General features: G+C 58.0%; 23 protein-coding genes and 2 tRNA genes. 15 read left to right on the top strand and 10 right to left on the bottom strand.

The features are described 5' to 3' along the window. Nucleotides 1–19 precede the first annotated feature (19 nt). From NQL71_RS25185 to NQL71_RS25175, 3 genes are all read right to left on the bottom strand, one after another. Complete coding sequence (locus tag NQL71_RS25185) at nt 20–301, bottom strand: peptidylprolyl isomerase (RefSeq protein WP_017339136.1); 282 nt, start codon at nt 299–301, stop codon at nt 20–22. Nucleotides 302–407: 106 nt separating this feature from the next. Next, entirely contained in the window at nt 408–1,289 is an 882-nt protein-coding gene (locus tag NQL71_RS25180) for an esterase/lipase family protein (RefSeq protein ID WP_274643534.1), read from the bottom strand. A 275-nt stretch (nt 1,290–1,564) separates the two neighbouring features. Further along, nucleotides 1,565–2,641, bottom strand: coding sequence for a 3-deoxy-7-phosphoheptulonate synthase (locus NQL71_RS25175; RefSeq protein WP_274643533.1), 1,077 nt, complete (start codon nt 2,639–2,641; stop codon nt 1,565–1,567). A gap of 687 nt (nt 2,642–3,328) precedes the next feature. Here NQL71_RS25175 and gacA point away from each other — a divergent pair. The 4 genes from gacA (at nt 3,329) to NQL71_RS25155 (ending at nt 6,529) form a co-directional block, all read left to right on the top strand. After that, on the top strand, nt 3,329–3,970 hold the full coding sequence (gene gacA / locus NQL71_RS25170; RefSeq protein ID WP_008015884.1) for a response regulator transcription factor GacA: 642 nt from the start codon (nt 3,329–3,331) through the stop codon (nt 3,968–3,970). A gap of 2 nt (nt 3,971–3,972) precedes the next feature. Next, a complete protein-coding gene (gene uvrC, locus NQL71_RS25165) occupies nt 3,973–5,796 on the top strand; it encodes an excinuclease ABC subunit UvrC (RefSeq protein WP_046820121.1) in 1,824 nt (607 codons plus the stop codon). Nucleotides 5,797–5,829: 33 nt separating this feature from the next. Next, nucleotides 5,830–6,390, top strand: coding sequence for a CDP-diacylglycerol--glycerol-3-phosphate 3-phosphatidyltransferase (gene pgsA, locus NQL71_RS25160; RefSeq protein ID WP_046820120.1), 561 nt, complete (start codon nt 5,830–5,832; stop codon nt 6,388–6,390). A gap of 63 nt (nt 6,391–6,453) precedes the next feature. After that, nucleotides 6,454–6,529 (top strand) — tRNA-Gly (locus tag NQL71_RS25155). A gap of 189 nt (nt 6,530–6,718) precedes the next feature. Here NQL71_RS25155 and NQL71_RS25150 read toward each other — a convergent pair. After that, nucleotides 6,719–7,204, bottom strand: coding sequence for a hypothetical protein (locus NQL71_RS25150; RefSeq protein WP_046820119.1), 486 nt, complete (start codon nt 7,202–7,204; stop codon nt 6,719–6,721). Between the two features lie 314 nt (nt 7,205–7,518). Between NQL71_RS25150 and NQL71_RS25145 the strand changes: the two genes are divergently transcribed. Together NQL71_RS25145 and NQL71_RS25140 are read left to right on the top strand one after the other, a co-directional pair. Further along, nucleotides 7,519–8,907, top strand: a complete 1,389-nt coding sequence (locus NQL71_RS25145) for an MBL fold metallo-hydrolase RNA specificity domain-containing protein (protein WP_274643532.1) — start codon at nt 7,519–7,521, stop codon at nt 8,905–8,907. A gap of 127 nt (nt 8,908–9,034) precedes the next feature. After that, complete coding sequence (locus NQL71_RS25140; RefSeq protein ID WP_274643531.1) at nt 9,035–9,487, top strand: hypothetical protein; 453 nt, start codon at nt 9,035–9,037, stop codon at nt 9,485–9,487. A gap of 146 nt (nt 9,488–9,633) precedes the next feature. Here NQL71_RS25140 and NQL71_RS25135 read toward each other — a convergent pair whose 3' ends face one another. The 3 genes from NQL71_RS25135 to NQL71_RS25125 form a co-directional block, all read right to left on the bottom strand. Further along, nucleotides 9,634–11,001, bottom strand: coding sequence for an erythromycin esterase family protein (locus NQL71_RS25135; protein WP_274643530.1), 1,368 nt, complete (start codon nt 10,999–11,001; stop codon nt 9,634–9,636). A 213-nt stretch (nt 11,002–11,214) separates the two neighbouring features. Further along, a complete protein-coding gene (locus NQL71_RS25130; protein ID WP_274643529.1) occupies nt 11,215–12,198 on the bottom strand; it encodes a zinc-dependent alcohol dehydrogenase family protein in 984 nt (327 codons plus the stop codon). Nucleotides 12,199–12,219: 21 nt separating this feature from the next. Next, nucleotides 12,220–12,966 carry a helix-turn-helix domain-containing protein gene (locus NQL71_RS25125; protein ID WP_046820115.1) on the bottom strand — a complete coding sequence of 249 codons (747 nt, stop codon included), beginning with the start codon at nt 12,964–12,966 and terminating at the stop codon, nt 12,220–12,222. A gap of 225 nt (nt 12,967–13,191) precedes the next feature. On the opposite strand from NQL71_RS25125, the gene NQL71_RS25120 reads away from it, so the two are divergent. Continuing rightward, nucleotides 13,192–15,564: a phosphoketolase family protein gene (locus NQL71_RS25120; protein WP_077183260.1), complete on the top strand. Its 2,373-nt coding sequence runs from the start codon at nt 13,192–13,194 to the stop codon at nt 15,562–15,564. Nucleotides 15,565–15,640: 76 nt separating this feature from the next. Here NQL71_RS25120 and NQL71_RS25115 read toward each other — a convergent pair whose 3' ends face one another. Beyond that, nucleotides 15,641–16,183, bottom strand: coding sequence for an Hsp20/alpha crystallin family protein (locus tag NQL71_RS25115; protein WP_046820113.1), 543 nt, complete (start codon nt 16,181–16,183; stop codon nt 15,641–15,643). A gap of 178 nt (nt 16,184–16,361) precedes the next feature. Here NQL71_RS25115 and NQL71_RS25110 point away from each other — a divergent pair, with 178 nt between their 5' ends. From NQL71_RS25110 to NQL71_RS25090, 5 genes are all read left to right on the top strand, one after another. Beyond that, nucleotides 16,362–18,644 carry a heavy metal translocating P-type ATPase gene (locus tag NQL71_RS25110; protein ID WP_274643528.1) on the top strand — a complete coding sequence of 761 codons (2,283 nt, stop codon included), beginning with the start codon at nt 16,362–16,364 and terminating at the stop codon, nt 18,642–18,644. A gap of 268 nt (nt 18,645–18,912) precedes the next feature. Then, nucleotides 18,913–18,986, top strand: a tRNA-Cys gene (locus tag NQL71_RS25105). 209 nt (nt 18,987–19,195) lie between these two features. After that, nucleotides 19,196–19,621 carry a LexA family protein gene (locus tag NQL71_RS25100; protein ID WP_046820111.1) on the top strand — a complete coding sequence of 142 codons (426 nt, stop codon included), beginning with the start codon at nt 19,196–19,198 and terminating at the stop codon, nt 19,619–19,621. Beyond that, the gene (umuC, locus tag NQL71_RS25095) at nt 19,614–20,891 is read left to right on the top strand and encodes a translesion error-prone DNA polymerase V subunit UmuC (protein ID WP_274643527.1); all 1,278 of its coding nucleotides are present in this window, start codon (nt 19,614–19,616) and stop codon (nt 20,889–20,891) included. The genes NQL71_RS25100 and umuC overlap by 8 nt, the downstream gene beginning before the upstream one ends. 210 nt (nt 20,892–21,101) lie before the next feature. After that, nucleotides 21,102–21,599, top strand: coding sequence for a CinA family protein (locus NQL71_RS25090; RefSeq protein ID WP_046820108.1), 498 nt, complete (start codon nt 21,102–21,104; stop codon nt 21,597–21,599). 183 nt (nt 21,600–21,782) lie between these two features. Here the strand turns inward: NQL71_RS25090 and NQL71_RS25085 are convergent, their stop codons facing one another. Further along, entirely contained in the window at nt 21,783–22,238 is a 456-nt protein-coding gene (locus NQL71_RS25085) for an Hsp20 family protein (protein WP_046820107.1), read from the bottom strand. 243 nt (nt 22,239–22,481) lie between these two features. Between NQL71_RS25085 and NQL71_RS25080 the strand changes: the two genes are divergently transcribed. The 3 genes from NQL71_RS25080 to NQL71_RS25070 all read left to right on the top strand — a co-directional run bounded on the left by NQL71_RS25080 (nt 22,482) and on the right by NQL71_RS25070 (nt 24,196). Beyond that, nucleotides 22,482–22,709, top strand: coding sequence for a PLD nuclease N-terminal domain-containing protein (locus tag NQL71_RS25080; RefSeq protein WP_046820106.1), 228 nt, complete (start codon nt 22,482–22,484; stop codon nt 22,707–22,709). 333 nt (nt 22,710–23,042) lie between these two features. After that, nucleotides 23,043–23,972: a ZIP family metal transporter gene (locus NQL71_RS25075; RefSeq protein ID WP_274643526.1), complete on the top strand. Its 930-nt coding sequence runs from the start codon at nt 23,043–23,045 to the stop codon at nt 23,970–23,972. Between the two features lie 74 nt (nt 23,973–24,046). Next, entirely contained in the window at nt 24,047–24,196 is a 150-nt protein-coding gene (locus NQL71_RS25070) for a hypothetical protein (RefSeq protein ID WP_274643525.1), read from the top strand. Between the two features lie 132 nt (nt 24,197–24,328). On the opposite strand, the gene NQL71_RS25065 is transcribed toward NQL71_RS25070, so the two are convergent. Continuing rightward, a complete protein-coding gene (locus NQL71_RS25065) occupies nt 24,329–24,634 on the bottom strand; it encodes a hypothetical protein (RefSeq protein ID WP_274643524.1) in 306 nt (101 codons plus the stop codon). Nucleotides 24,635–24,768 lie beyond the last annotated feature (134 nt).

Here is a 24,768-nt window from a genome sequence, read left to right as displayed (position 1 = left end):
ACAGTCAAACCAGGGGTTATCAGTCCTGGCGGCTGGTCACTTCCAGCAGGTGGTAGCCGAACTGGGTCTTGACCGGACCTTGCACCACGTTGATCGGTGCGCTGAAGACCACGGTATCGAATTCCTTGACCATCTGGCCCGGGCCGAACGAGCCCAGGTCACCGCCCTGGCGGCTGGAAGGGCAGGTGGAGTTGGCTTTGGCGATTTCGGCGAAGTCTGCACCCGCTTCGATTTGGGCCTTCAGTTCGTTGCATTTGTCTTCGCTGGAAACAAGGATGTGACGGGCAGTGGCTTTGGCCATGGGGAAACTCTCCATTCAATGTTCGGTAAAGTGCTGAGCCTACCGGATTCAGTGGGCTATTTCTCCTCAAAGTTCCGTTGCCAGCGCTCTGGACGGCGGGCCTGGATCAAAGCCCGGCTTTTTTCAGGCGCGCGGCGTGTTGCAAATAAAGATCGACCGGGTCGAGTCGCCTTGCATTTTGACCGCTTGCGGGGCCAAGCGTGCCCAGGTGGTCCAGCGGATAATCCGAGCGGATGACAGTGCCCAGGTGGGAGCTGTAGCGGCCGACCACGCCGTCGTTCTGCAAGGGCTCGGTGGTGAAATAACGCGAAAGCGCCCGCAGCAGGCCTTGGGACGGATCAACGGCGTCCAGTTCGTCATTCTGTCGCTTTCCCTGCAGGATGCCACTCCAGGAATAGTAGCGGATACCGTTGACCTGTTCGCGGCCCTTGCCACCCCAGATCTGCGGTAACCCCTGGGGGTACTTCTGGTTGAACGCGCCCACGCCTTGCGTGGTCAGGGCGTTCAGTGCACCGATGGCATTGTGCGGTATCCGGCGCTTGCCACTGAACACCGACAGCAGGTCGGCAAACAGGGTGGCAACCGTTTCGGCCACCCTTTCCGGCAGGTCGCCGGGAGTCAACGCCTTGCGCAGCAAGTCAGCCAGTTCCGAGCCGTGGTTCGGGCCGCTGACGGACGTCACCGAGGCCACCTTGCCTGGCGCAGTCGCGGCGGCATAACGTGCGGCCAGCGCGCCTTGGCTGTGACCGATCAGATTGACCTTGTTGGCGCCGGTCCCCTCGAGCACTCGCTGGATCTGCGCCAGTAGCTGATCGCCGCGTTCTTCGTTGCTATGGGTGACAGACAGATGCGGGATGAACACGCTCGCGCCAGCACATCGCAGGGCCTGCTTGACCTCGTGGAAGAGGTGTACGCTGCCGATTCGCTCGAAGCCGAAAAGCCCGTGCACCAGCAGGATCGGATAATGAGTCTGTGCATTCCGTTGCATGTTCAATCCTTTTTCCAGGGTTCAAGAAAGTGACTTCGACTTCACTCTAATGACTCCGGCGCCAGAACGATGCATGAAATGGCCGCTGTGGCCCGGGGAAAACGGCATAGGCAGAGTACGAATGATCGGAAGTGGCTGCGGCCTTGGTCGTATGCTTCGTAGATCTTGTGCGCGGGGCTTGCGGGTGCGTGGGCAAAGGCCTGCTTCCGTCAGGTCATTTTCTCCCGCTGGTCGCCAACCCGCCTGTGGACCAGGACGGGTTGGCTCAGGCCTTGTCAGGCGTTTGCCTGTGCCCGCAGCCGATCCGCCGCCTGGCGCAACAGCTGTTCGGTCGCGCTCCAGCCCAGGCAGCCGTCGGTGACCGATACCCCGTACTGCAGCGACGGGCCCAGGGCCTGGCAGCCCTCGAACAAATGACTTTCGATCATCATGCCGATCAGCGAGCGATCGCCCTGCAGGCGTTGTTCCAGCACGTCGTTGAACACCGCGGGCTGGCGCAGTGGATCTTTGCTGCTGTTGGCGTGGCTGCAGTCGACCATGATCCGGGCCGGGATCTTCAGTCGGGTCAAGTCACCGTGCACGCGGGCTACGCTGGCGCGATCGAAGTTCGGACCGTGATGACCGCCGCGCAGCACCAGATGGGTGTCGGCGTTGCCCGGGGTCTGGATGATCGCGGGATGGCCCTGGCTGTCGACACCGAAATGGCGATGTGGATGGGCGGCCGAGCGCATCGCGTCACAGGCCACGCCAACACCGCCGTCGGTGCCGTTCTTGAAGCCTACCGGCATGCCCAGGCCGCTGGCCATCTCGCGATGAATCTGCGACTCGGTGGTACGGGCGCCAATGGCCACCCAGCTCAGCAGGTCATCGAAGTACCCGGCGGCCATGGGTTGCAGCAGTTCAGTTGCCACCGGCAGGCCGAGCATGAGTATTTCACGCATCAGTTCGCGGGACAGGGTCAGGCCGCCGGCCATGTCGTCGCTGCCATCAAGGTGCGGATCGTAAGCCAGGCCTTTCCAGCCAACCGTGGTTCGAGGTTTTTCGACGTAGGCGCGCATCACCAGGAGCAACTGGTCGCTGACGTCGGCGCTCAGGCGGGCCAGGTTGTCAGCGTATTCGAGGGCTGATTGCGGGTCGTGGATGGAGCAGGGGCCGACGATGACCAGCAGACGGGAGTCTTCACCGTCGAGGATCGCGCGAACCGCCTGGCGGTGAGCGGCGATCTGCCGGGTCAGGGCATTGCTGAGGAGCAATTGCTGTTTGAGCTGCAACGAACTTGGAAGGCGCAGGGTCAGCGCTTCGTTGGCCGGGGTGAGGGTCGACAGTGGCAGAGCAGAGACGGACGAGTTCATGTTCAGGCTTCCTGGGCTGGCGGCGGGTTCATTCCCGCGCGCGGCCCTACTGGGGTGTTCGACAATTGGCCGGATTGGCTGCGTGTGTGTGCTTGCCACCTGTGGGTGACCGATCGGAGGCGGCAGGCTGTCCCGAGCGGAGGGTGGTAAATCGCCAGGCGGTAAAACTGTCGTAGCGGTAATAAGTGGCGTAGTTCATTTGTAAAATCCTCTTGATGGCGGTGTGTCGCTAAATGTGCTGCCCAAAAAAACAAAACCCCCGGTCGGGGAGCCGACCGGGGGTTGAAAATTCTCTGGTGGCGACCCGTTTGAAGTGGGCGCCGTGTGGGTATCAGGCGCGCCAGTGGCTAAACCAATACCCAAAATAAAAGCTTGCCGGAGTGCACGCGTCATTCACCCGGGCAGCCGCAACCGAGCGCGGGGCGCTGGCGGTATGAAGCGGTGGGCGGGCGTTGAACATGGTCTGTCTCCGATGAATGCACCGAGCTTACTAGAGGCCGGTACGAGGTTTCAATCAAAAATGCTATCGATCGTCGACGGCGTTTGCTATCGGATCGCGACCCCGATTTCGCCGAATGGCCCTGCAAGATGAATGGAAACTTTTTATATAACGCTTGGCGCTAGGTCTGACAGTTGCTTTTTGCTAAGGTGGCGGCAACCAACAAGATCATATCGCGAGGTGTCTGCTTGATTAGGGTGCTAGTAGTCGATGACCATGATCTCGTTCGTACAGGCATTACACGAATGCTGGCTGACATCGATGGCCTGCAAGTAGTCGGCCAGGCAGAGTCCGGGGAAGAGTCCCTGCTGAAGGCGCGTGAGTTGAAACCCGATGTGGTCTTGATGGACGTCAAGATGCCCGGCATCGGCGGTCTCGAAGCTACCCGCAAACTATTGCGCAGCCATCCCGACATCAAGGTCGTCGCGGTGACCGTGTGCGAGGAAGATCCGTTTCCCACGCGGCTGTTGCAGGCGGGTGCTGCAGGCTATCTGACCAAGGGCGCGGGATTGCCGGAAATGGTCCAGGCCATCCGCCTGGTGTTTGCCGGGCAGCGTTACATCAGCCCGCAAATTGCCCAGCAACTGGCGATCAAGTCTTTCCAGCCAACCAACGATTCGCCGTTTGACGCGCTGTCGGAGCGGGAAATCCAGATCGCCCTGATGATCGTCGGCTGCCAGAAAGTCCAGATCATTTCCGACAAGTTGTGCCTGTCGCCAAAAACCGTGAACACCTACCGATATCGCATTTTCGAGAAGCTCTCGATCAGCAGCGATGTCGAGTTGACGCTGTTGGCGGTTCGTCACGGCATGGTAGATGCCAGCCTCTGAAAATGACTGAAATCTTCGATCCAAGCGCCTTCCTGTCGACGGTCAGCGGGCGCCCCGGTGTGTACCGCATGTTTGACAGCGATGCGCGCCTGCTCTACGTCGGCAAGGCCAAGAATCTCAAGAATCGCCTGTCGAGCTACTTTCGCAAAACCGGCCTGGCTCCCAAGACCGCGGCGCTGGTGGCCCGTATCGCCCAGGTCGAAACGACCATCACGGCCAATGAAACCGAGGCCTTGCTGCTTGAGCAGACGCTGATCAAGGAATGGCGTCCGCCGTACAATATCCTGCTGCGCGACGACAAATCCTACCCTTACGTCTTTCTCTCCGATGGCCAGTTTCCGCGCTTGAGCATCCACCGCGGGGCGAAGAAGGCCAAGGGCAAATACTTCGGCCCCTATCCGAGTGCCGGAGCGATTCGCGAAAGCCTGAGCCTGTTGCAGAAGACCTTTTTCGTCCGCCAGTGCGAAGACAGCTATTACAAGAACCGCACCCGACCGTGCCTGCAGTACCAGATCAAGCGCTGCAAGGCCCCCTGTGTCGGCCTGGTTGACCCGCAGGTGTACGCCGAAGACGTGCGGCACTCGGTGATGTTCCTCGAGGGACGCAGCAATGCATTGACCGACGAGTTGTCTGCGGCCATGGAGGAGGCGGCGATCAACCTCGAATTCGAGCGTGCCGCCGAATTGCGCGACCAGATTTCGCTGCTGCGCCGGGTCCAGGATCAACAGAGCATGGAAGGCGGCACGGGCGACGTCGATGTGATTGCGGCCTTCGTCAATCCGGGCGGCGCCTGTGTTCACCTGATCAGCGTGCGCGGCGGGCGAGTGCTGGGCAGCAAGAACTTCTTCCCGCAGGTGGGTATCGAGGAGGACGTTACTGAAGTCATGGCGGCGTTTCTCGGCCAGTACTACGTCAGCAGTCCCGAACGCGACTTGCCAAGCGAGCTGATCGTCAACGTGGTTCACGAAGACTTTCCGACACTGGTTTCGGCCATTGACGAGCTGCGCGGTCGCGAACTGACCATCAGCCACCGGGTGCGCGGTACGCGTGCGCGCTGGCAGCAATTGGCCGTGACCAACGCCGAGCAGGCTTTGGGTGCGCGCCTGGCCAACCGGCAACACGTTGCCGAGCGTTTTGACGCCTTGGCGCAAGTGCTGAAGCTGGACGAGCCACCCCAGCGCCTCGAATGCTATGACATCAGTCACTCCAGTGGGGAGGCGACCGTGGCCTCGTGCGTGGTGTTTGGCCCCGAGGGCCCGATCAAGTCCGATTACCGGCGCTACAACATCGAAGGTGTGACGGCGGGCGATGACTACGCCGCCATGCACCAGGCGCTGACCCGGCGCTTCAGCAAGCTCAAGGACGGGGAGGGCAAGTTGCCGGATATCCTGCTGGTCGATGGCGGCAAGGGCCAGCTGTCGATGGCCCGCGACGTGCTCGACGAGCTGGCGGTGCCCGACCTGATCCTGCTCGGCGTAGCCAAGGGTGCGACGCGCAAGGCCGGTTTCGAAACCCTGTACCTCAACGACGCCGCCCACGAATTTACCTTGCGCGGTGATTCCCCCGCGCTGCACCTGATCCAGCAGATTCGCGACGAAGCCCACCGTTTTGCGATTACCGGACACCGCGCGCGACGCGGCAAAACCCGCCGAACCTCGACGCTGGAAGGCGTTGCCGGGGTCGGGCCGACACGTCGTCGCGATTTGCTCAAACATTTTGGTGGATTGCAGGAGCTGTCTCGTGCCAGCATCGAAGAGATCGCCAAAGCCCCCGGGATCAGTAAAAAGCTCGCAGAGTTGATTTATGCCAATCTGCACAGCGAGTAGAATGCCCCCCTCACCTCGTAGCCAGTTGTGCCGATGAATATCCCTAATCTGATTACCGTTCTACGCGTCCTGCTCATACCGATCTTCATTTTGCTGTTCTACTTGCCTTACCAATGGAGTTACCTGGCGTCAGCCTCGGTCTTCGCTTTTGCTGCCGCCACCGACTGGCTGGACGGATACCTGGCCCGACGCCTGGAACAAAGCACGCCATTCGGGGCCTTCCTCGACCCCGTGGCCGACAAGCTGATGGTCGCCGTTGCCCTGGTGTTGCTGGTACAGGAACATGGCAACCTGTGGCTCACGCTGCCGGCTGCGGTGATCATCGGTCGCGAGATCGTGGTATCGGCCTTGCGCGAATGGATGGCCGAACTCGGCGCCCGTGCGCACGTGGCCGTGTCGAACTTGGGCAAATGGAAAACCGCCGCGCAAATGCTGGCGCTGGTGATCCTGTTGGCCAATCCAAAGGACTTCAGCTTCTGGGTCCTGTTGGGCTACACCCTGCTGATGGTGTCCGCAGGCCTGACATTGTGGTCCATGGTTCAGTACTTGCGGGCGGCCTGGCCGCATCTGCGTACCGACGTGCAAAAGAAATAAAACTTTTTTGAATCAAGGGGTTGACGGCGCTTCTGAATTCTATAGAATGCGCCACACCAAGACGCGGGAATAGCTCAGTTGGTAGAGCACGACCTTGCCAAGGTCGGGGTCGCGAGTTCGAGTCTCGTTTCCCGCTCCAAATATTGTGTTACAGCGCTCCATTGAGCGCTGCAGCACTGGAAAATAGAGGCTTCGGCCTCTTTTTTCGTTCCGGCAATTTCTGCTGGGATCTGCTTTCAGCGGTTTCCAGACAGATGACGCATTGCCGGGTCGGCACATCTCTCCCCAATCCAATCGATCGAGAAAGGCAGGCTCAACGAGCAAATGCCTACTGCCCGGGCTTCGCCATTGGCTGCATTTGCATGTAGTTTTGGTGCCTCATCATGTTATCCATCATCATCTGTTGCATCCCCGTGTACCTGTCCATCATGTACTGGCGTTGACTTTTTTGCTCCGGAGTCAGGTTCGAGTAGTCCTGCCACCCCATCATGTGTTTGCCACCCATCATGCGTCCATTGCCCATCATTCCCGGCCCCCACATGCCGTTCATCATGCTCATTCCATTTTGCATGGTATTCCAATGTTCCTGAAGGAGCTTCTGCCGCTGCTGGGGATCCTGGGTTTGCTGGATTTTCTCCATCTGCGCCTGCATTTTCTTGAAAGTTTCTTGCGCCTGAGCCATCTGTTTATCGAACTCGGCAACACTGGGCGTTTGTTGCTGCGTCTGCGTCGCTTGAGATTGCTCTGCCGCCGTCACCCATAGGGGGGTTAACGAGGCGGCGAGGAAGAGCACGGCCAACCGGGTATTTTTCATGACTAGCTGCCTTGGTAGGGGTGGGCTGAACGGATCTTGAGTTAACCGATTGCGCTGCTTGCATCAGGCCGCATTCGCAAAAATCAAAGACTTCAGCATGACAACTTGATCATTAGCAGAGCTGTCACACGTGACCTTGACCTATATCAGATGCACAAGTGATTCCTCTCCAGCGCCGTAAACAACATGCCTTGGCGTTCCTCCCGCACCCGATAGAACAAAACGCCATCGAGCCTGCAATTGATAAAAATCAACTGGGCCTGAGCCAAAAGGAGCGATCAATAGCGTTCCCATGAATGTTCAAGGAAAGGGCCATGCGAATCACATTTCTAGGTGCCGCTGGCACGGTCACGGGCAGCAAGTACCTGCTGGAACACCGCAACCAGCATGTGCTGATCGATTGCGGTCTGTTCCAGGGCTACAAACAGCTTCGATTACACAATCGGGACCCGTTTCAGCTTCCGGTTGGCGACCTCGATGCCATCGTCCTGACCCATGCCCATCTTGATCACAGCGGATATTTACCCGTATTGGTACGCAATGGTTATCGCGGCCCGGTATACGCCACGCCCGCCACCTGTGAGTTGGTGAAAATCCTGTTGTTGGACAGTGGTCGCTTGCAGGAAGAGGAGGCCGAGTTCGCCAATCGGCATGGCTTCTCAAAGCACAGCCCGGCGTTGCCGCTTTACACTGAACAAGATGCCGAGCAGGCACTGAAACTGTTGCGGCCGGTGGAGTTGCACCACAAGGTGGAAATCGCCGCGGACATGACCATCCTGCTGCGTGGCGCCGGGCATATTCTGGGGGCCGCTACGGTGCAGGTGAATGCCGACGGCCAGGCCCTGGTGTTTTCAGGGGATTTGGGGCGGCCGGACGATCCCTTGATGTTCGCTCCGGAAACCATCGAGCAGGCGGATTACCTGTTGGTGGAATCGACCTACGGTGATCGTCAACATCCCGGCGAGGCACCCCAGGCGCAATTGGCCGAGGTCATCACCCGTACGGCATTGCGCCGAGGGATTACCCTGGTGCCATCCTTCGCGGTCGGGCGTGCTCAGCTGCTGATGTATCACCTGTATCAGTTGAAGCTCAAAAGGGCGATTCCCGATATTCCAATCTACCTCAACAGCCCGATGGCCACCGATGTCACGCTGTTGTACCAGCGTTTTCGGAACGAACACAGATTGTCCCTGGAGGCGTGCGAGGGGATGTGCCATGTGGCGCAATTCGTTCGCACCGTCGATGAATCCAGAGCGCTTGATCAGCAACGCACTTCAGCGGTGATCATTGCCGCCAGCGGCATGGCGACGGGCGGGCGCGTGGTCCACCACCTCAAGGCACTGGCGCCGAATCCGGTTAACACACTGCTGATGCCAGGCTTCCAGGCCGGTGGCACCCGTGGCGCGCAAATTGTCGCGGGAGTGTCTTCAGTGCGTATCCATGGCAAGGATGTGCCGATCCGGGCTGAAGTCGTGCCGATGCAAACCTTGTCCGCACATGCCGATGCCGATGAAATCATGCAGTGGCTGCGTGGATTCAAGCAGCCGCCGAAACATACCTTTGTGGTGCATGGGGAACCTAACGCCTCGGATGTGCTGCGCCGACGCATCAGCCTGGAGTTGGGATGGTCGGTTTCGGTGCCGGAGTATCGCGACAGTGTTGAACTCTCCAGCATCGACATCACTGCCAGCGTATCAAGGTGAAAAAATCGCCGACGCTAGAGGCATTGCGGACAAAGTAGACGGGCCCGGTTGTACCCGGGTTGATCCAGATCAAACGGCATTTTTCGCTCGGCGCCATTGTTTGGATAACGATCACGAGAGCCCGGTCATGGCAAACAACAAGCTTTTCAGCGGGTATCACGCGGTTCAAGACTGGAGCAGGGTTGCGGTGCACAGGTATCTGCACTGGACGGGTACGGCTTCCTGGAAGCGTGAGGCCGCCATCCTGCTGTCAGGCCTGGTGGCGCTGATGGCGGGACATCTTACGGTATTTCTCTTCGCCTCTCACACGGTGCAGGACTTGGTAGGCACCTGTACGGCGCGATTGGAGATCGAGTTCGAGAGTGCCGGCACAGACCCCCTCACAATAGCCCTCGCGCGGCCCTTGTGTGAATGTGTGGCACAGTCCTACCTCGACAAAAACGGCATTGTGCGCCTGGCCATGGTCAGCACGCATTTGCTTGACTCGATGGCGCTTGAGCCTGTGACGGAAAACGACGAAGAGGCCTGCATTAATACCTTATGGCAGCCCAATGTCGAACTGGCCAAGCGCCTGCGTTGAAGTCCTCTGCCTGGAACAAATCACGAGCCACGAAAAACGGTTGTTACTCATCACCCACCTGGCCCCTGCGCCACTCTCCCCGGTACGTTCCAGTCGCCACTCCAGGGCCTGGCGAAACTGCTCCACCTCTGCGCCTGCACTCATGCTCACACGCCAAACGGATAGGTTTCGTCTTCCGGTTCCAGCTGCTGGTTTTTCGGCAGGGGCAGCGCGGTGACCGGCGTGGTTTGCTCGATCCAGATCATGGCATCGAATTGTTCGGCCAGCATCGACTCGAAGTAGTGGCTGAATCGCTCGCTTTCAGGACGGTAAATCACCCCGATGGCCCGTTCCAGCAAGGGCGCGGACAGAACGCTGCGCAGTTCTTTGCGCTGCGGGTCTCGCCAGTCGGTCAGGGACGCCGCTACCCCGGCCTTGAGAAACTGATGCTCCCAGCTGTCCGGTAGGGAAGGGCGGACGTCCTTGATCAACATCTCACCGTCCCAGTCATCGGCGGCAGCCACCTGGCCTCGGTCGGTCGCCATGCCGATCAGTACGGCATCGCGCCCAAAGGCGCTTCGGCACAGCTGACCGATATTGAACTGACCTTTCCAGCCCATTTCCGTGGCGCCCGCATTGCCGATATGGGAGTTGTGGGCCCAGACGACGGCTTTGGCTTGCGGGCCTCGGTGTTCGAGCAGTGCGCGCAAGGTATCGAACATGTGCCGATCTCGCAGGTTCCAGGAAGCCGTCGACCCTCGATAGATCGCCCGGTAATACTGTTCCGCCGCCATCACCACTCGAGCGTTCTGGGTTGCATTGAAAAACGCCTCGTCGTCGCGGATGAGCCCGGCCAATTGTTCAGCCAGCATGGCATTGAGCTGCTCGACCACCGGCTGTTCACAGGGCATCACACCGTCACGTTCGACGAAGTGGCCGTACAGCGCCGGATCATCCTGCCACGGCGTCAAACAGCCATAGCGGCGCCGGGCTTCCTGGCCCAGGTGCGGGTCGACCCGGTCGAGATAGCCCAGCACTTCATGAATGGAGTTGCGCAAGCTGTAGACGTCCAGGCCGCGGAACTCGACGCGGCGGTCGGGAACCTGTTGGTGATTGTACTGATGAAGCCAATAGGTAAACGCCTTCACCTCGCTGTTGCGCCACATCCAGGTCGGGAAGCGGCTGAAGATGTGACGCTTCCAGGCTGAATGCGCCAAGCCCCGCACGTATTGGTCGACATGACCGGCGTCCGGCCAGTCGGCTTCAACTGCGACGATATTGAATCCGTGCCGCTCGATCAGCCCCTGGGTGATTGCCGCCCGGGTTCGATAGAAATCACCGGTTCCATGGCTCGCTTCACCGATCATCACCACACGTGCATCGGCGTAGCGATCGAACAGGTTGGCAAAAGCGGGGGAGTCCAGCTCCGGCAGGGGTTCGGCGTATTGGCGTAACACTGGGGCTATGTGCGCCGTGTCAACGTGATGTTGCTGGCCGAACGGCTCTTCCGGAAATGTCTGCGAAGGTGAGTTCATGAGCTCATCCCCCAAAAGGTGGGTTGCTGGCGCAGGCAGGGCGCTCGGGTCATACCTGGCGATCACCCGCCCAGGATCATGGCGCAGGTTCTCCATACTGGCGTTAACGCTTCTAACACTCGGTGGCCTTCTGCCTGACTATTGCTACACCGCGACCACGCGGACGGGTTGAGGTTTGTCAATAAAAAGCGCAATCCCCCGCCCTCATTCTCGTCACGGAACAAGCACTATCGCCCCATTGAACTGGCCAGTGCGCAACAGCGCCAATGCCTGATTGGCATCATCGAGGGAAAAATGGGTGGTGTCGCAGTGTACGGGTGTATGTAGCAGTTCGTTAAAAAACGCTGTGCCATCGTCGCGGGTCAGGTTGGCCACAGATCGTACGCTGCGCTCGCCCCATAGCAGCCGATAAGGAAAGGCCGGGATGTCACTCATGTGAATGCCGGCGCAAATCACGCAGCCCCCCTTGACGGTGGCGGCCAGCGCCAGCGGCACCAGCGCCCCGACCGGAGCGAAAATCAGGCTGGCATCAAGCAGATGAGGGGGAATCTGGTCCGACGAGCCGGCCCATCTCGCCCCCAGGGATCGGGCATACGCCTGTCCTTCCGTGTCGTCCGGTCGAGTGAAAGCGTACACCTGCTGGCCTCGTCCCCGTGCGACTTGAATGGCCAGGTGCGCGGCGGCCCCAAAACCATAAAGCCCAAGATGGCGTGCGCCTGTTGCCATTTGCAAGGCGCGAAAGCCGATCAGCCCGGCACACAGTAACGGTGCGGCCTCAGTACTGGAGAGAGCCTCTGGGACAGGAAAACAGAAGCGTTGGTCCGCCACGACGTATTCGGCGTAACCGCCGTCCAGATGACAGCCGGTGAACATGGCCTGGTCGCAGAGATTTTCCCGACCGGACTGGCAGAATGCGCACTGACCACACGTCCAGCCAAGCCAGGGAACCCCCACCCGCTGGCCGATGCGCTCAGGGTTTGCGTGGGTGCCCAGCGCGACGACTTCACCAACGATTTCATGCCCCGGCACCCGGGGCAGCACCGCTTGAGGCAACTCACCGTCCACCAGATGCAAATCGGTGCGGCAGACGCCGCAGGCGAGGACTTTGATCAACAGTTGATTGGCACTGGGCGTAGGAACGGGCCGATCTTCCAATAGCAGTGGTTGACCGGCTGTATGCAAAACCATGGCGCGCATAATGATGCCCGGTCGACGGGGTCAACAGACGGGAGGGCGATGGCAGCCGGCAATCAACTGCTTGAGGCCTTCCAGATCAAGGATTTTCACGTCACGGCCTGAGATTTCCACAAGTGCCTGATCCCGCAGGTGTGCGATGCCCCGACAAATGGTTTCCAGGCGCAGCCCCAGGTACGAGCCAATTTCCTCGCGGCGCATTTTCAAGACGAAATCCGTCGATGAATAGCCACGGGTCTTCAAACGTTGCGACAGGTTCAGCAAGAAGGCTGCCAGACGCTCGTCCGAGCTCATGTTGCCCAGCATCATCAACATGTCGTGATCGCGCACGATCTCCCGGCTGAGGATTTTGTTCAGATTGTGCTGCAGGGAAGGCAGCTCATGGGCAAGTTCTTCCAGGTGAGCAAAGTGGATGGGGCAGACTTCGCTATCTTCAAGGGCTACCGCATCGCACGCATGCAGATCCGTGCTGATGGCGTCCAGCCCAAGCATTTCGCCGGGGATCTGGAACCCCGTGACTTGCTCGCGGCCATCGATCGAAAGGATGCTGGTCTTGAACGAGCCGATTCGCACCGCATAAAGCGAGCGCAACGGATCGCCTGCGCGGTACAGCGCTGCGCCCTTTTTGACCTTGAAGCGTTGCACGATCAACGTGTCCAGACGCTCGACTTCCGGGCCGGTCATGCCGATGGGCAGGCATAGCTCCATCACACTGCAGTTTGTGCACGCAGCCTTCAGGAAATGTACTTGTACAGCGCGGATGTCAGGCATGAGAAGGGAAGTCAATGGCGGATGACCCCCTAAGGATAGGCGGTGTGGCAGCTGACACGCCCCGGATTCCCGGGATAGCTGGTGTAATCGACCAGCGGACCATCCTTTATGCACTTTTACCCAAATGGCGACGTGGGCATTTGATGTAAATCAAGTCTTGAGCGCCTCAGACTCCCAGAATCGGTTGAGGCCTATCAACAGCCCGGTCCTTTGGCGGAGAAGTGCATGAGCAATTTCCTGAATGCTGAACAACTGGAGGGCCTGGATGCTTATTGGCGGGCATCCAACTATCTGGCGGTAGGGCAGATTTACCTGAGAGCCAATCCGCTACTCAAACAACCCCTGACCCTGGCGCACATCAAGCCGCGGCTGCTGGGCCATTGGGGGACGACGCCCGGGCTGAACCTGATCTATACCCATCTGAATCGATTGATCAAACAGTACGACCTGAACATGATTTTCATTGCCGGTCCCGGCCATGGCGGACCGGCGGTGGTCGCCCAGACCTACCTCGAGGGCACCTATACCGAATTCTGCCCCTCCGTGGAGTGTAATGAAAACGGCCTGCTTCGCCTGTTTCGCCAGTTCTCCTGGCCGTACGGCATCTCCAGCCATGTATCGGCGCAAATCCCGGGATCAATCCATGAAGGTGGCGAACTGGGTTATAGCCTGGCCCACGCCTACGGTGCCGCGTTTGACAATCCGGATCTGATTGTCGCTTGCGTGATCGGTGACGGCGAGGCCGAGACAGGGACACTGGCAGCCAGTTGGCACTCCAACAAGTTTCTCAACCCTGCGCGGGACGGAGCGGTATTGCCCATCCTGCACCTCAATGGCTACAAAATCGCCAATCCCACCGTACTGTCCAGAATCAGTGAGGATGAACTCTCGGCCCTGTTGTATGGCTATGGCTACGATCCGTACTTCGTCGAAGGCGATGACCCGCTGCAGGTGCATCAAGCACTGGCGCAGACACTGGACACGATGGTTCTGAAAATTGCTGATATTCAGCATGATGCACGACGACCCGGGCAATCCGCGCCGCCGCAACGGCCGCTGTGGCCCATGCTGGTGTTGCGCACGCCCAAAGGCTGGACCGGTCCGAAGTTCGTCGATGGTCATCGAGTCGAAGGCACGTGCCGCGCGCATCAAGTGCCGTTGACCGATTTCGCACAGCCATTGCATCTGCGCCAGCTGGAAGAGTGGCTCAACAGTTATCGGCCTGATGAACTGTTTGATGAAAATGGTGCGTTATTGCCCGATATTGCAGCGCTGGCGCCGACCGGACACCGACGGATGAGCGCTAACCCCCATGCCAATGGTGGTGTGTTGATGCGCCCTCTGGATTTGCCGCGATTTCGCGATTATGCCGTGAAGTCTGATGCACCTGGCAGCCTGCGCGCGGAGGCTACACGGGTGATGGGTACGTATTTGCGCGATGTGATGAAAAATAACCTGGCGTCCCGGAATTTCCGCCTGTTCGGCCCGGATGAAACTGCCTCCAATCGTCTCGATGCGGTCTATGACATCAGCGCCAAGGCATGGATGGACCCGCTGGAGCCGGACGACCTGAATCTGGCCGCCGATGGGCGAGTGATGGAGATTCTCAGTGAGCAGGTCTGCGAGGGCTGGCTCGAGGGCTATCTACTGACTGGACGTCATGGTGTGTTGTCCTGTTACGAGGCCTTCATCCATATTGTCGATTCAATGGTCAACCAGCATGCCAAATGGCTGAAGACCGCCGCTGAAGTACCTTGGCGTCAACCCATTGCTTCGCTGAATTATTTGCTGACATCCCACGTCTGGCGTCAGGACCATAACGGGTTTTCCCACCAGGACCCGGGGTTCATCGATCTGGTAGCCAATAAAAAGTCCGACATAGCCCGGATCTATTTGCCTCCCGATGCCAATTGCCTGCTGTCAGTGACGGACCACTGCCTCAGAAGCCGCAATTACATCAATGTCATCGTCGCTGGCAAACAGCTGGAATGGCAGTGGCTGGATATCGATGCAGCCATTGGGCACTGCCAGAAGGGTATCGGTCGATGGGACTGGGCGTGCCGCGATGACGAGGATCCGGATGTGGTAATGGCCTGCGCTGGTGATGTGCCTACCCTGGAAACGCTGGCCGCCGTCACCTTGTTGCGCGAGTACGTGCCGGACTTGCGAGTTCGGGTGGTCAACGTCGTGGACCTGATGGTGCTGCAGCCGTCGTACCAGCATCCCCATGGCATACCCGACAGTGAGTTCGATGATCTTTTTACGCTGGACAAACCGGTGATATTCGCTTTCCACGGCTACCCGGCGCTGATTCACCGCTTGCTGTACAAGCGCACCAATCATCAGAACTTTCACGTGCGAGGCTTCAAGGAAGAGGGCGCGACCACCACCCCTTTCGACATGGCAGTAATCAACAATCTGGACCGTTATCAGCTGGCGCTGGACGTCATAGAGCGCGTGCCTCGTCTGCAGGATCTGATTCCGCTCGCAAAGGCGCGATACTGGTCGACGATGGAGCGGCACAAGCTCTATCTCATCGAACATGGGCAGGACATGCCCCAGGTCCTGAATTGGCAATGGACGCAAGCGGGTCGTTAAGTACTACGCGGCAACTGCGGCTCGAAAACACCAAAAAAACGGCCGGTTCCCCGGCCGAATACAGGTTGCCCCAGCGTCAGTCGGCTTTGATCTGCACGACTTTATCGGCATTCATGGCTTCAGGCTTTTTCGGCAGCGAGAGGCTCAGCACGCCTTTGCTGAAACTCGCCTCGATCTTATCGGCATCGACCCCTTTGGGAAGGCTGAACACCCGCTCAAAGGAACCGTAGTGACGCTCGCTGAGGTAATAGCCTTTGTGTTTTTCTTCCTTGTCTTGTTTCTTTTCCCCTTTGATGATCAGGCTGCCATTGGACAGTTTGACCTCGATGTTTTTCTGATCCATGCCGGGCAACTCGGCAGTGATTTCGAAACTGTTGTCTTTCTCGGTGATGTCCACGGCAGGCAGGCTGTGACCGCCAAGCTCCCTGCGCCAGAAGGGATCCACATCAAACAGGCCACGGCTGAAGGGAGACAGGTTTGAGCGGTGGCCGAAGTCCTCGAACAGGTGATCAACCTGTTGCCGGAGTTTTTCCAAGGGGCGCCAAAGATCATTGCCAGCTGATTGTTGAGCGGCCTTGACGTCGTTGGTCACGGGCATTTTTTTCACGGAATTGCTCATTTCTACACTCCTTCATCGTACGTGATGATTGACGGCTGACTCTAGTTTCTGCTGAACGTCCCAAGCGTGTTTGACCTGGATCAGAAAGAGGGCAAACACCTGTTCTTTCCAATTGTCGCCTTCACTTGGCTTGTGGCCTGCTTCAATGAATGAGCCAGATCGCAAAGGTTAAGCCTCGATGCTCAGTAAATGGCTGGACCCCATGTTGTTGTTGCTCACCGCCCTGACGCTGTTGGTCGGGGGCGTCGCGCATCTTGCGCATCGATCTGACTGGGCATCGATCTGCTGGGCGGCGGGTAGCCTGGTGATGGCCTTGATCCTGCTCTTCGAGATTGTCAGGCGGCTGGCGCGAGGGGAGGCGGGTGTCGACTTGATCGCATTGCTGTCGATAATCGCCGCGCTTGGCTTCCAGCAGAATTTGGTGGCTGCGGTGATTGCCTTGATGCTGGCATCCGGGCGTACTCTGGAATTTTTCACCAAACAACGCGCTGAACGCGAACTGCGGGCACTCACCGAACGCGCGCCACGTTTTGCCTGGTTGCAGGAAGAGGGTGCCTTACGCAAGATCCCTGTTGAGCAAATCCAGCCCCATCAAACATTGCTGGTACGACTGGGCGAAGTAGTGCCGGTCGACGGCCGCCTGCTCAGCGCGACCGCCATTGTGGACGAATCGGCACTCAGCGGTGAGTCGTTGCCCGTCACCCATCGTGAGGGAGAGCCACTGCCCAGTGGCATTTCCAACGTTGGGGCACCCTTCCTGCTGACCGCTACACGGACCTCAGCTCAAAGTACCTATGCCGGGATCGTTCGGCTGGCCGAGGCCGCCCGCCGTTCACGTGCGCCTTTTGTGCGAATGGCTGATCGTTATGCGTTGTTCTTCATACCGCTGACGTTGCTGATTGCCGCCGTGGCCTGGCAAATGAGTGGCGATCCCTTGCGAGCGTTGGCGGTGCTGGTGGTGGCTACCCCTTGCCCGTTGATCTTGGCGGTGCCCATTTCCATCATGTCAGGTATTTCGAGAGCGGCACGGCGCGGGATCCTGATCAAGGATGGAGCGACGCTGGAAGCGCTGGCAGGGGTCAAACAGGTTTTTTTTGACAAGACCGGCACCCTCACCAGCGGGCATGCTCATCTGCAATCGATTGAAGTCAATGGACTTGCCGATCCGCAGCATTTACTTGTCCTGGCCGCTTCGCTGGCGCAGGCCTCGACTCACCCCGTCTCCCAGGCCATCGTCGAAGCGGCGCATCAGCGCCAATTGCCCCTTGGCGTCCCACAGGATGTGGAGGAAACCCCGGGCGCCGGGCTTTGTGGGCGAATCGAGGGTACGCGTGTGCGCTTCGGCACACTATCTTTTGTTGGCAATGATGCCTCTGCGACTGAATGGTCGTCAGCCATGCTTCGCCACATGGATTATCTTGCGTGCAGCGGGAGCTTCATCGAGGTGGATGGGCAACTTGCTGGCCTGCTGATTTTTTCGGATACCGTTCGCCGCGAAACGCCACAAACCCTGCGTCGACTGCGCAACAAAGGTATCGAGAGGATCGTCATGCTGACCGGGGATCGTTTGGAAACTGCCGAGATGATTGCACTGTCGGCAGGCATTGACGAACTGCGTGCCGGGATGACGCCTGAGGACAAAGTGCGCGCTGTAGAGCAAGGTTGCCAGCGCATGAGCACGCTGATGGTCGGCGATGGCATCAACGATGCGCCTGCATTGGCAGCGGCTAACGTCGGCGTGGCCATGGGCGCCAGTGGTGCCACGGCTTCTGCGCAAGCCGCCGGTGTCGTCCTGTTGGTGGATCGTCTTGATCGCCTGGTCGAGGCGCTGGACATTGCCCGACAAACCCGCTTCATCGCTCGCCAGGGTGTGCTGGTTGGCATGGGAATGTCGTTGCTCGCCATGGTAGTGGCAGGCCTTGGTTACTTGCCACCGCTGATCGGAGCCGTAGTACAGGAAGGCATCGATGTCGTGATCATCGTTAATGCCCTGCGGGCATTGGGGCCGTTACGAGGGCGCAGTAAGCGAAAGCTTTCTGCAGCACACATGGATCGACTGCAAGACGAACACCAGCAACTCTCCCGCGTGCTGAGCGATCTGCACCAACTGGCCAGCGACTTCAATCAGCGACCACGTGCGCAAGCACAGGCCGACTTGCTGGAATTGGTCGACAAGCTGCAAACGTCACTCGTGCACCATGAACGGGAAGATGAAAATACCTTGTATCCTCTGCTGACACGGAACATGCCGGGCGAGGACCCGATGGCGGCCATGAGCCACGCTCACCGGGAAATTTTTCGCCTTGTCCATTTGCTGGCGCGCATGTGCAGTGACTTCCGTTCCGAGTCGGCATCGATTTCTGCTGATGAGATTCAACACCTGTTGATTCGTCTGGATACCCTCGTGCAACTGCACTTCGAGCAGGAGGAGGAACTGTTTCGATACCTGGATTGGCGCTAATGTTCGAATCGGCACTGGGTGCCCGCCATTCTTCGTCAACTGAATCGGACGTGCAGGGTGCCCCAGGCAGGGCGAAGATACCCTCAGAAATTTTTTTGAAATCAAGGGGTTGCAAGCTCCGGGAAATGAGTACATAATTCACGCCATCGAAAGCACTGACGGCTGAAAAAGCTCAATGTTTTCAAGGAGATAGAGCGAGATCAAGATCTCGTTTCCCGCTCCAGTTTTTACGCATTTGATGTCGCGCTACTGACAGCAGATGTTTTGAGGCCGAGTAGCAAAATGGTTATGCAGCGGATTGCAAATCCGCCTACGCCGGTTCGATTCCGACCTCGGCCTCCACTATAAATAGCCCCGTAGATCAGTGATCTACGGGGTTTTTTATTGGCTTCAGGAAAGTGAAAGTTTGCGCAATGTTCACCAGGTGTTCCGCAACCGCGACACTGACTGAACTGATGCGTCCGCCTATCAGAATTTTCCTACAAAAAAATTGACCGCAAAGCCTTCTGGCCGTTAACTGTATATTCGTACAGTATCGGAAGTCGTGCGTCATGAGCTTTGCAATTTTAGGACCTATCGGCCAGGGCGGTCGGAAACTGCCGCTCTGCCTGTTCCAGGTGCCAGCGGGTTTTCCATCGCCGGCCGCGGACCACATCGAGGCGCACATCTCCCTGGATGAGGTGCTCAATATCCGCGCACCGCACGTCTACCTGGTATCGATCACCGGGGAGAGCATGCAGGGCGCGGGAATTTTTGAGGGTGATCTGGCGATCGTGGATCGCTCGCTAGAACCGGCCCATGGCCATATTGTCGTTGCCTTGCTGAATAACGATCCGGTGTGCAAGCGCCTGTGCATTCGCGGCAAGGACGTGATCCTGCTGTCGGAGAACCCCAAATACCCGCCCCGCTATGTACTGGAAAGTGACGAGTTGTCGATCTGGGGTGTGATCACGGGCAGTGTGCGCAGCCATGTCTAAGCCAGCGCCGGTCTACGGTCTTATCGATTGCAACAGCTTCTATGCCAGTTGCGAACGGGTGTTTCGCCCGGACCTGGCCAAGGTCCCGATCGTCGTCCTGTCGAACAACGATGGCTGCGTCATCGCGCGCAGCTACGACGCCAAGCCTTTTGTGAAGATGGGCGAACCGTATTTCCAGATAAAGGACAAACTTCGTCAGCAGGGTATCGTCGCCTTCTCGTCGAACTATGCCCTGTATGGCGACATGAGCGAGCGGGTGATGACACTGATCGAGTCGATGGTGCCGGCGGTCGAGGTGTACAGCATCGATGAGGCGTTTGCCGACCTGACCGGCATCGAAGGGCTGGACGTCCTTGGTCGGCGGATTCGCAGCCAGGTGTTGCGGTGCACCGGTATTCCGGTCGGCGTTGGCATCGCCCCGACCAAGACGTTGGCCAAGCTGGCCAACCACACGGCGAAACGCTTGCAGGCGCAAACCGGTGGCGTAGTGAATATTTGCGACCCGCTAAAACGTGACTGGGTGCTGCGCAACACCGACGTGGGTGAAGCGTGGGGCGTGGGCCGGCGCATGAAAGTGCACTTGAACGCACTGGGCATCAAGTCAGCCATGGATCTGGCCAAGGCGGATGCCTGGTCGTTGCGCAAGCACTTCAGCGTGGTGATCGAGAAAACCGCCCGGGAACTGGCGGGTACGCCGTGCCTGGAGCTGGATGAACCGGACCCACCGAAGCAGGAGATCTGCTGCAGCCGAATGTTCGGCATGAGGCTCAAAGAGCTGCCACCGATCAAGGAGGCCGTCGCCACCTACATGATGCGCGCCTCGGAAAAACTCAGGGCTCAGAATTCGCTGTGCAAGAAGATCAGGGTCAGTATCCGTACCGGCATGTTCAATCCCGAGGAAGCCAAATACGCGAACGGTGTGGTGGTGGATCTACCCTATCCAACGGATGATGTGCGTCTGCTGACCAGGACGGCCGTCGAAGCGCTTGATCGGGTATTCCGCCCCGGATTCGCCTATAGCAAAGCGGAGGTCATGCTGCTGAACCTGTGCCAGCACGGCGAGTACACCGATGACCTGTTCGCCACCTCGCAACCGGCCGAGGCAAGCCGCGTCATGGCGGTGCTGGATCAGATCAATGGCAGGTGGGGAAGGGGGACGCTGCGCGCGGCCAGCGTGCCGAGCAATCCCGATTGGGGCATGCGCCGGGAAATGATGAGCCAAAGCTATACCACGAGGCTGGACCAGCTTTGGCGAATTTCATGCGTTTGATCAGGCAGGCAATGGCCGGCGTGCACTTAAGGCACCGCCCCATCGAGTGGTGTGACGTATTAAAGTTTGACATCCAGTCGAATCAATTTGGGCCCTTGCTGCCGTTCAATATATGCAGCGACGCGATCACCGATTCGTTGGAAACCAAGGTCGACGGAATGTTCAGCGCCATCACCTGTCAACCGATCAATAACTTCGTGAGGACCGGTCATGTCCATCGCTGACGATACCGTTGACTACCTGCGTGATAACTCCCTGGTGCTAACGACGGCCGAATCCTGTACCGCCGGCAAGATCGTTACGCTGCTGTCTGAGGTCGAAGGTAGCGGCGAGTTCATTGAGTGCGGTTACGTGGTGTATTCGCCGCAGGCCAAACAACGCGTTTTGCATGTCAGCCCGCGCACTATTGAAACCTTCAACCTGACGAGTGTGGAGGTTGCCAGGGAAATGGCAATGGGCGCCCTGCGTGACAGTACCGCCAATGTCGCGGTGGCCACGACCGGGATTCTTGGCCCGGAAGATGTCGATGGCATTCCCGCCGGCACCATTTGCTTCGCCTGGGCGTTTCAGTCGCAGGAGCAATGTCGTCTTTTCAGCCACGAGCATCAGTTCTCCGGCACCCGCTGCCAAGTGCAAACAGCAGCTACCGAATACGCTTTGAAACGGCTTCCTGATTTTCATCGTCGCGCGCTCACCGAAGGAGAGTAAAGCCTGATGAATGACGATGCCGAACATCCCTATTTGCACGGTCGTAAACTCCCTGTCCGCGAAGAGATTTCGGTGATTCGGCGGGGTAGCTGATTCGTTCAGTTGGGCACAGCTATTGCGCACTGGAAAAAGACGGCTTGGTCGTACAAAAAAGGCGCTCCGAAGAGCGCCTCGTTTGGGCTGTTAGTTGAGTTGTTTCAGATCAGACTTCCCCGAGCCATCGATATTGATGCGCTTGGGTTTGGCTTCCTCTGGAACAACCCGCAGCAGATCAATGCTCAACAGCCCATTGGCCAGCGATGCATTTTGAACCTCGATGTGATCCGCTAAACGGAAAGACAATCGAAATGCCCGTTGCGCGATACCCTGATGCAGGTAAATCGCCTCCTTATCGCTTTCTCGCTTGCCGCCGGCGATGGTCAACACCTCCTTCTCGACTTGAATGTCCAGATCCTCCTCAGTCAAACCCGCCGCCGCTATGACGATTCGATAGTGATCATCGCCATGCTTTTCGACGTTATGAGGTGGATAGGTCGTCGAGGCCGCCTCGCTGCGAAGCGCGGATTCAAAAAGGTCGTTGAAACGATCAAAGCCTACCGACTGACGGAACAGTGGGGCTAACGAAAAGGTAGTAGCCATAGCTAAATCTCCTGAGTTTTCTCCAAGTGATTTATGACGCGACCCGGTTTCGGCATCGCGTACAAAATATATAGCGACGTCAGAAAAACGATTCAAGAAGGGTAAAAATAATTTTTTGTTCTCAAACGCTGGGCGCGTCCAAGAGGTCATTCATATGGTGTGCGTGGCCTTACCAACCAATTTCTTTTGAACACCATTGACCGTCTGGCGCCTAAGGATTACCAGCCTCTGGAGGATCGAATCATGTCGCAAGCAACCAGTTATTTTTCGATTGCTGTCGCGGTGATCATTCTGCTCGTTGACCTGTGGGCTATCGTTAGCGTGTTTCGCAGCGACAAAACGGTCGGTGTAAAAGCGGCTTGGGCGATCGGCCTCATTCTCTTTCCGGTGGTAGGACTGATCGTGTGGGGAGTTGCCGGGCCACGCGGTATCAAGGAGGGTCCTAGCTCGCCGGAACACAGCAAAGGTTAATCGCAGCCCGTTTGTCGTACGCGACAAAAATTTTTGAAATTAACCTCATTGCGCTCGCTTCATATGAATGCAGGTGGGCATCCGAGTTCTGAGTGAGCGAACTGTAATTTTGATGAAAACACCGCACGCGCGCACCGCGTGCGGTGTCTTTTTTAATCTGGAGGTGAGCAGCATGGTCAGCAAGCAGCGTACGCAGGGATATGATCTATCGGACATGTTCCAAGTCTCAACCCTCTCCTTTGAGCGGGAGGCGCAACGGGTTTCCAGAGCCTTGATGTCGTCGTTGCCGGGATCTTCCGCTAAACGCTCAACACGAAAATAAGGGACCTTTCCATGTCGGAACCGCCTTCTTCATCAGCAGCCCCCCTACGCGCCTTGTTTGGTCATGTGACCCGTTATGGATGGGGCGGCAGGGTGTTTTGGCTGGTTCTAATGTGCGTGATGTTGGTGCTGATGGTCAGCGGTTACGGCGCTTTCGTCGGAGCCAACAAGGACAATCTGCGTTTCGCTTTTCTTGGTGGCCTGTCCGGCTTTGCCGCGACAGCAATGGGGGCTGTCGTCGCGATTGCACTGCGCGATATTGCGGCGCGTACCCAGGACATCATGCTTGGCTTCGCTGCAGGAATGATGCTGGCTGCCAGTTCTTTTTCGCTCATCCTGCCGGGGATCGAAGCGGCCCAGGAGCTCAGCGGTAACCGTTTGCTCGCGGCGAGTATCGTGGTGCTGGGATTGGCGCTGGGTGTTGCATTGATGATCGGCCTCGATCGATTTGTTCCTCACGAACATGAAAAAAGCGGCCGGCGCGGGCCTGAAGCCAAGCGCATCAATCGAGTCTGGCTTTTCGTCCTGGCGATCACCCTGCATAACCTGCCGGAAGGCATGGCGATAGGTGTCAGCTTTGCCACCGCAGACATGCAGGTCGGCATACCGCTGACGACCGCGATCGCGATCCAGGACTTACCCGAGGGTTTGGCGGTCGCCATGGCTTTACGGGTGACCGGGATCTCGGCACTGCGCGCGGCACTCATTGCAGTCGGGTCTGGCCTGATGGAGCCCTTTGGCGCCCTTGTCGGCCTGGGTATTTCCAGTGGCTTCGCGTTGGGCTACCCCATCGCACTTGGCCTGGCCGCCGGGGCCATGATCTTTGTGGTCTCCCATGAAGTCATACCAGAGACGCATCGCAACGGTCATGAAACCCCCGCCACCCTGGGTCTGATGTTGGGCTTCGGCGTCATGATGTTCCTCGATACCGCGTTAGGGTAGCGCTGGATTCTGACTGGCTGGATCAAATTCAAGCTCGAACCGACGGCACCTCTCAATCCGTCTAGGAGACCATCATGAAAAAGCTCTGCGTGTGCCTGAGTCTCTGCAGTGTGTTTATGCTGCATGGGTGTTTTGACAGCTCAAAGAACACCACCAAAGACAATACCGACGGCAGCAAGTCATCTGTGCAAATGCAAGAGGGCAAAACTGAAGAGAGTAAGTAACCGGCGTCTGCACCAGGGTGATGCCCACCTTGCTCCTTGATCCAGGAAAGACTGTCTAGCTACGCCATTTGCTGCCGGCGAGGGCAGAGCATTTCCGAGCCTCGAATCAAGTCGCAATACTCCATGGGTTAACTAAGGCTCATTCATGAGCTCTTGCGCTCTTACTTCCGAGTGTTCCCATCTGTGGTTATTTTGTAGCTGCGGTGAGGGAAAATGCTCATTCAGTAAAACGGCATGTTCCAGCGCTTCTCTAAAACGTTTTTTTGCCCTTTTTTTTAGCTGCAGATAAACCAGAAACATTTCACTGTCGAAGTCACTATGTTCCAGGAGGTCGAGTGCCGACCGATTGATGGCGTTTGCCTCCTCGAAAAGTTTTTGGTTTCGCTCCATCGCAAGGCGGCGGCACGCTTTAATTTGGTCGGCTGAATGGTTCGACATGACGGTTCTGCCTTCAAATCATCCCTGTCATTTTCCTGATCGCCCAAATCCTGAAATGGGTGTCGGTTCGGTTCTGTACAATTCAGACCGTACGATCGGCCGGTGATATCAACGAATTTCTATTTAAAAAATCG

This window comes from Pseudomonas serbica, assembly GCF_028823535.1.
Lineage (GTDB): Bacteria > Pseudomonadota > Gammaproteobacteria > Pseudomonadales > Pseudomonadaceae > Aquipseudomonas > Aquipseudomonas serbica.
This window is presented reverse-complemented; position numbering and strand designations above follow the sequence as displayed.

Bases quoted from the DNA above. Each gene is read 5' to 3' on its own strand.
- NQL71_RS25120 (WP_077183260.1), top strand. From the start codon at position 13,192: ATGAGCAATTTCCTGAATGCTGAACAACTGGAGGGCCTGGATGCTTAT.
- pgsA (WP_046820120.1), top strand. From the start codon at position 5,830: ATGAATATCCCTAATCTGATTACCGTTCTACGCGTCCTGCTCATACCG.
- NQL71_RS25145 (WP_274643532.1), top strand. From the start codon at position 7,519: ATGCGAATCACATTTCTAGGTGCCGCTGGCACGGTCACGGGCAGCAAG.
- NQL71_RS25180 (WP_274643534.1), bottom strand. From the start codon at position 1,289: ATGCAACGGAATGCACAGACTCATTATCCGATCCTGCTGGTGCACGGG.
- NQL71_RS25140 (WP_274643531.1), top strand. From the start codon at position 9,035: ATGGCAAACAACAAGCTTTTCAGCGGGTATCACGCGGTTCAAGACTGG.
- NQL71_RS25175 (WP_274643533.1), bottom strand. From the start codon at position 2,641: ATGAACTCGTCCGTCTCTGCTCTGCCACTGTCGACCCTCACCCCGGCC.
- NQL71_RS25090 (WP_046820108.1), top strand. From the start codon at position 21,102: ATGTCCATCGCTGACGATACCGTTGACTACCTGCGTGATAACTCCCTG.
- umuC (WP_274643527.1), top strand. From the start codon at position 19,614: ATGTCTAAGCCAGCGCCGGTCTACGGTCTTATCGATTGCAACAGCTTC.
- NQL71_RS25080 (WP_046820106.1), top strand. From the start codon at position 22,482: ATGTCGCAAGCAACCAGTTATTTTTCGATTGCTGTCGCGGTGATCATT.
- NQL71_RS25135 (WP_274643530.1), bottom strand. From the start codon at position 11,001: ATGAACTCACCTTCGCAGACATTTCCGGAAGAGCCGTTCGGCCAGCAA.
- NQL71_RS25100 (WP_046820111.1), top strand. From the start codon at position 19,196: ATGAGCTTTGCAATTTTAGGACCTATCGGCCAGGGCGGTCGGAAACTG.
- NQL71_RS25185 (WP_017339136.1), bottom strand. From the start codon at position 301: ATGGCCAAAGCCACTGCCCGTCACATCCTTGTTTCCAGCGAAGACAAA.
- NQL71_RS25085 (WP_046820107.1), bottom strand. From the start codon at position 22,238: ATGGCTACTACCTTTTCGTTAGCCCCACTGTTCCGTCAGTCGGTAGGC.
- NQL71_RS25150 (WP_046820119.1), bottom strand. From the start codon at position 7,204: ATGAAAAATACCCGGTTGGCCGTGCTCTTCCTCGCCGCCTCGTTAACC.
- NQL71_RS25065 (WP_274643524.1), bottom strand. From the start codon at position 24,634: ATGTCGAACCATTCAGCCGACCAAATTAAAGCGTGCCGCCGCCTTGCG.
- NQL71_RS25125 (WP_046820115.1), bottom strand. From the start codon at position 12,966: ATGCCTGACATCCGCGCTGTACAAGTACATTTCCTGAAGGCTGCGTGC.
- NQL71_RS25130 (WP_274643529.1), bottom strand. From the start codon at position 12,198: ATGCGCGCCATGGTTTTGCATACAGCCGGTCAACCACTGCTATTGGAA.
- NQL71_RS25075 (WP_274643526.1), top strand. From the start codon at position 23,043: ATGTCGGAACCGCCTTCTTCATCAGCAGCCCCCCTACGCGCCTTGTTT.
- uvrC (WP_046820121.1), top strand. From the start codon at position 3,973: ATGACTGAAATCTTCGATCCAAGCGCCTTCCTGTCGACGGTCAGCGGG.
- NQL71_RS25070 (WP_274643525.1), top strand. From the start codon at position 24,047: ATGAAAAAGCTCTGCGTGTGCCTGAGTCTCTGCAGTGTGTTTATGCTG.
- NQL71_RS25115 (WP_046820113.1), bottom strand. From the start codon at position 16,183: ATGAGCAATTCCGTGAAAAAAATGCCCGTGACCAACGACGTCAAGGCC.
- NQL71_RS25110 (WP_274643528.1), top strand. From the start codon at position 16,362: ATGCTCAGTAAATGGCTGGACCCCATGTTGTTGTTGCTCACCGCCCTG.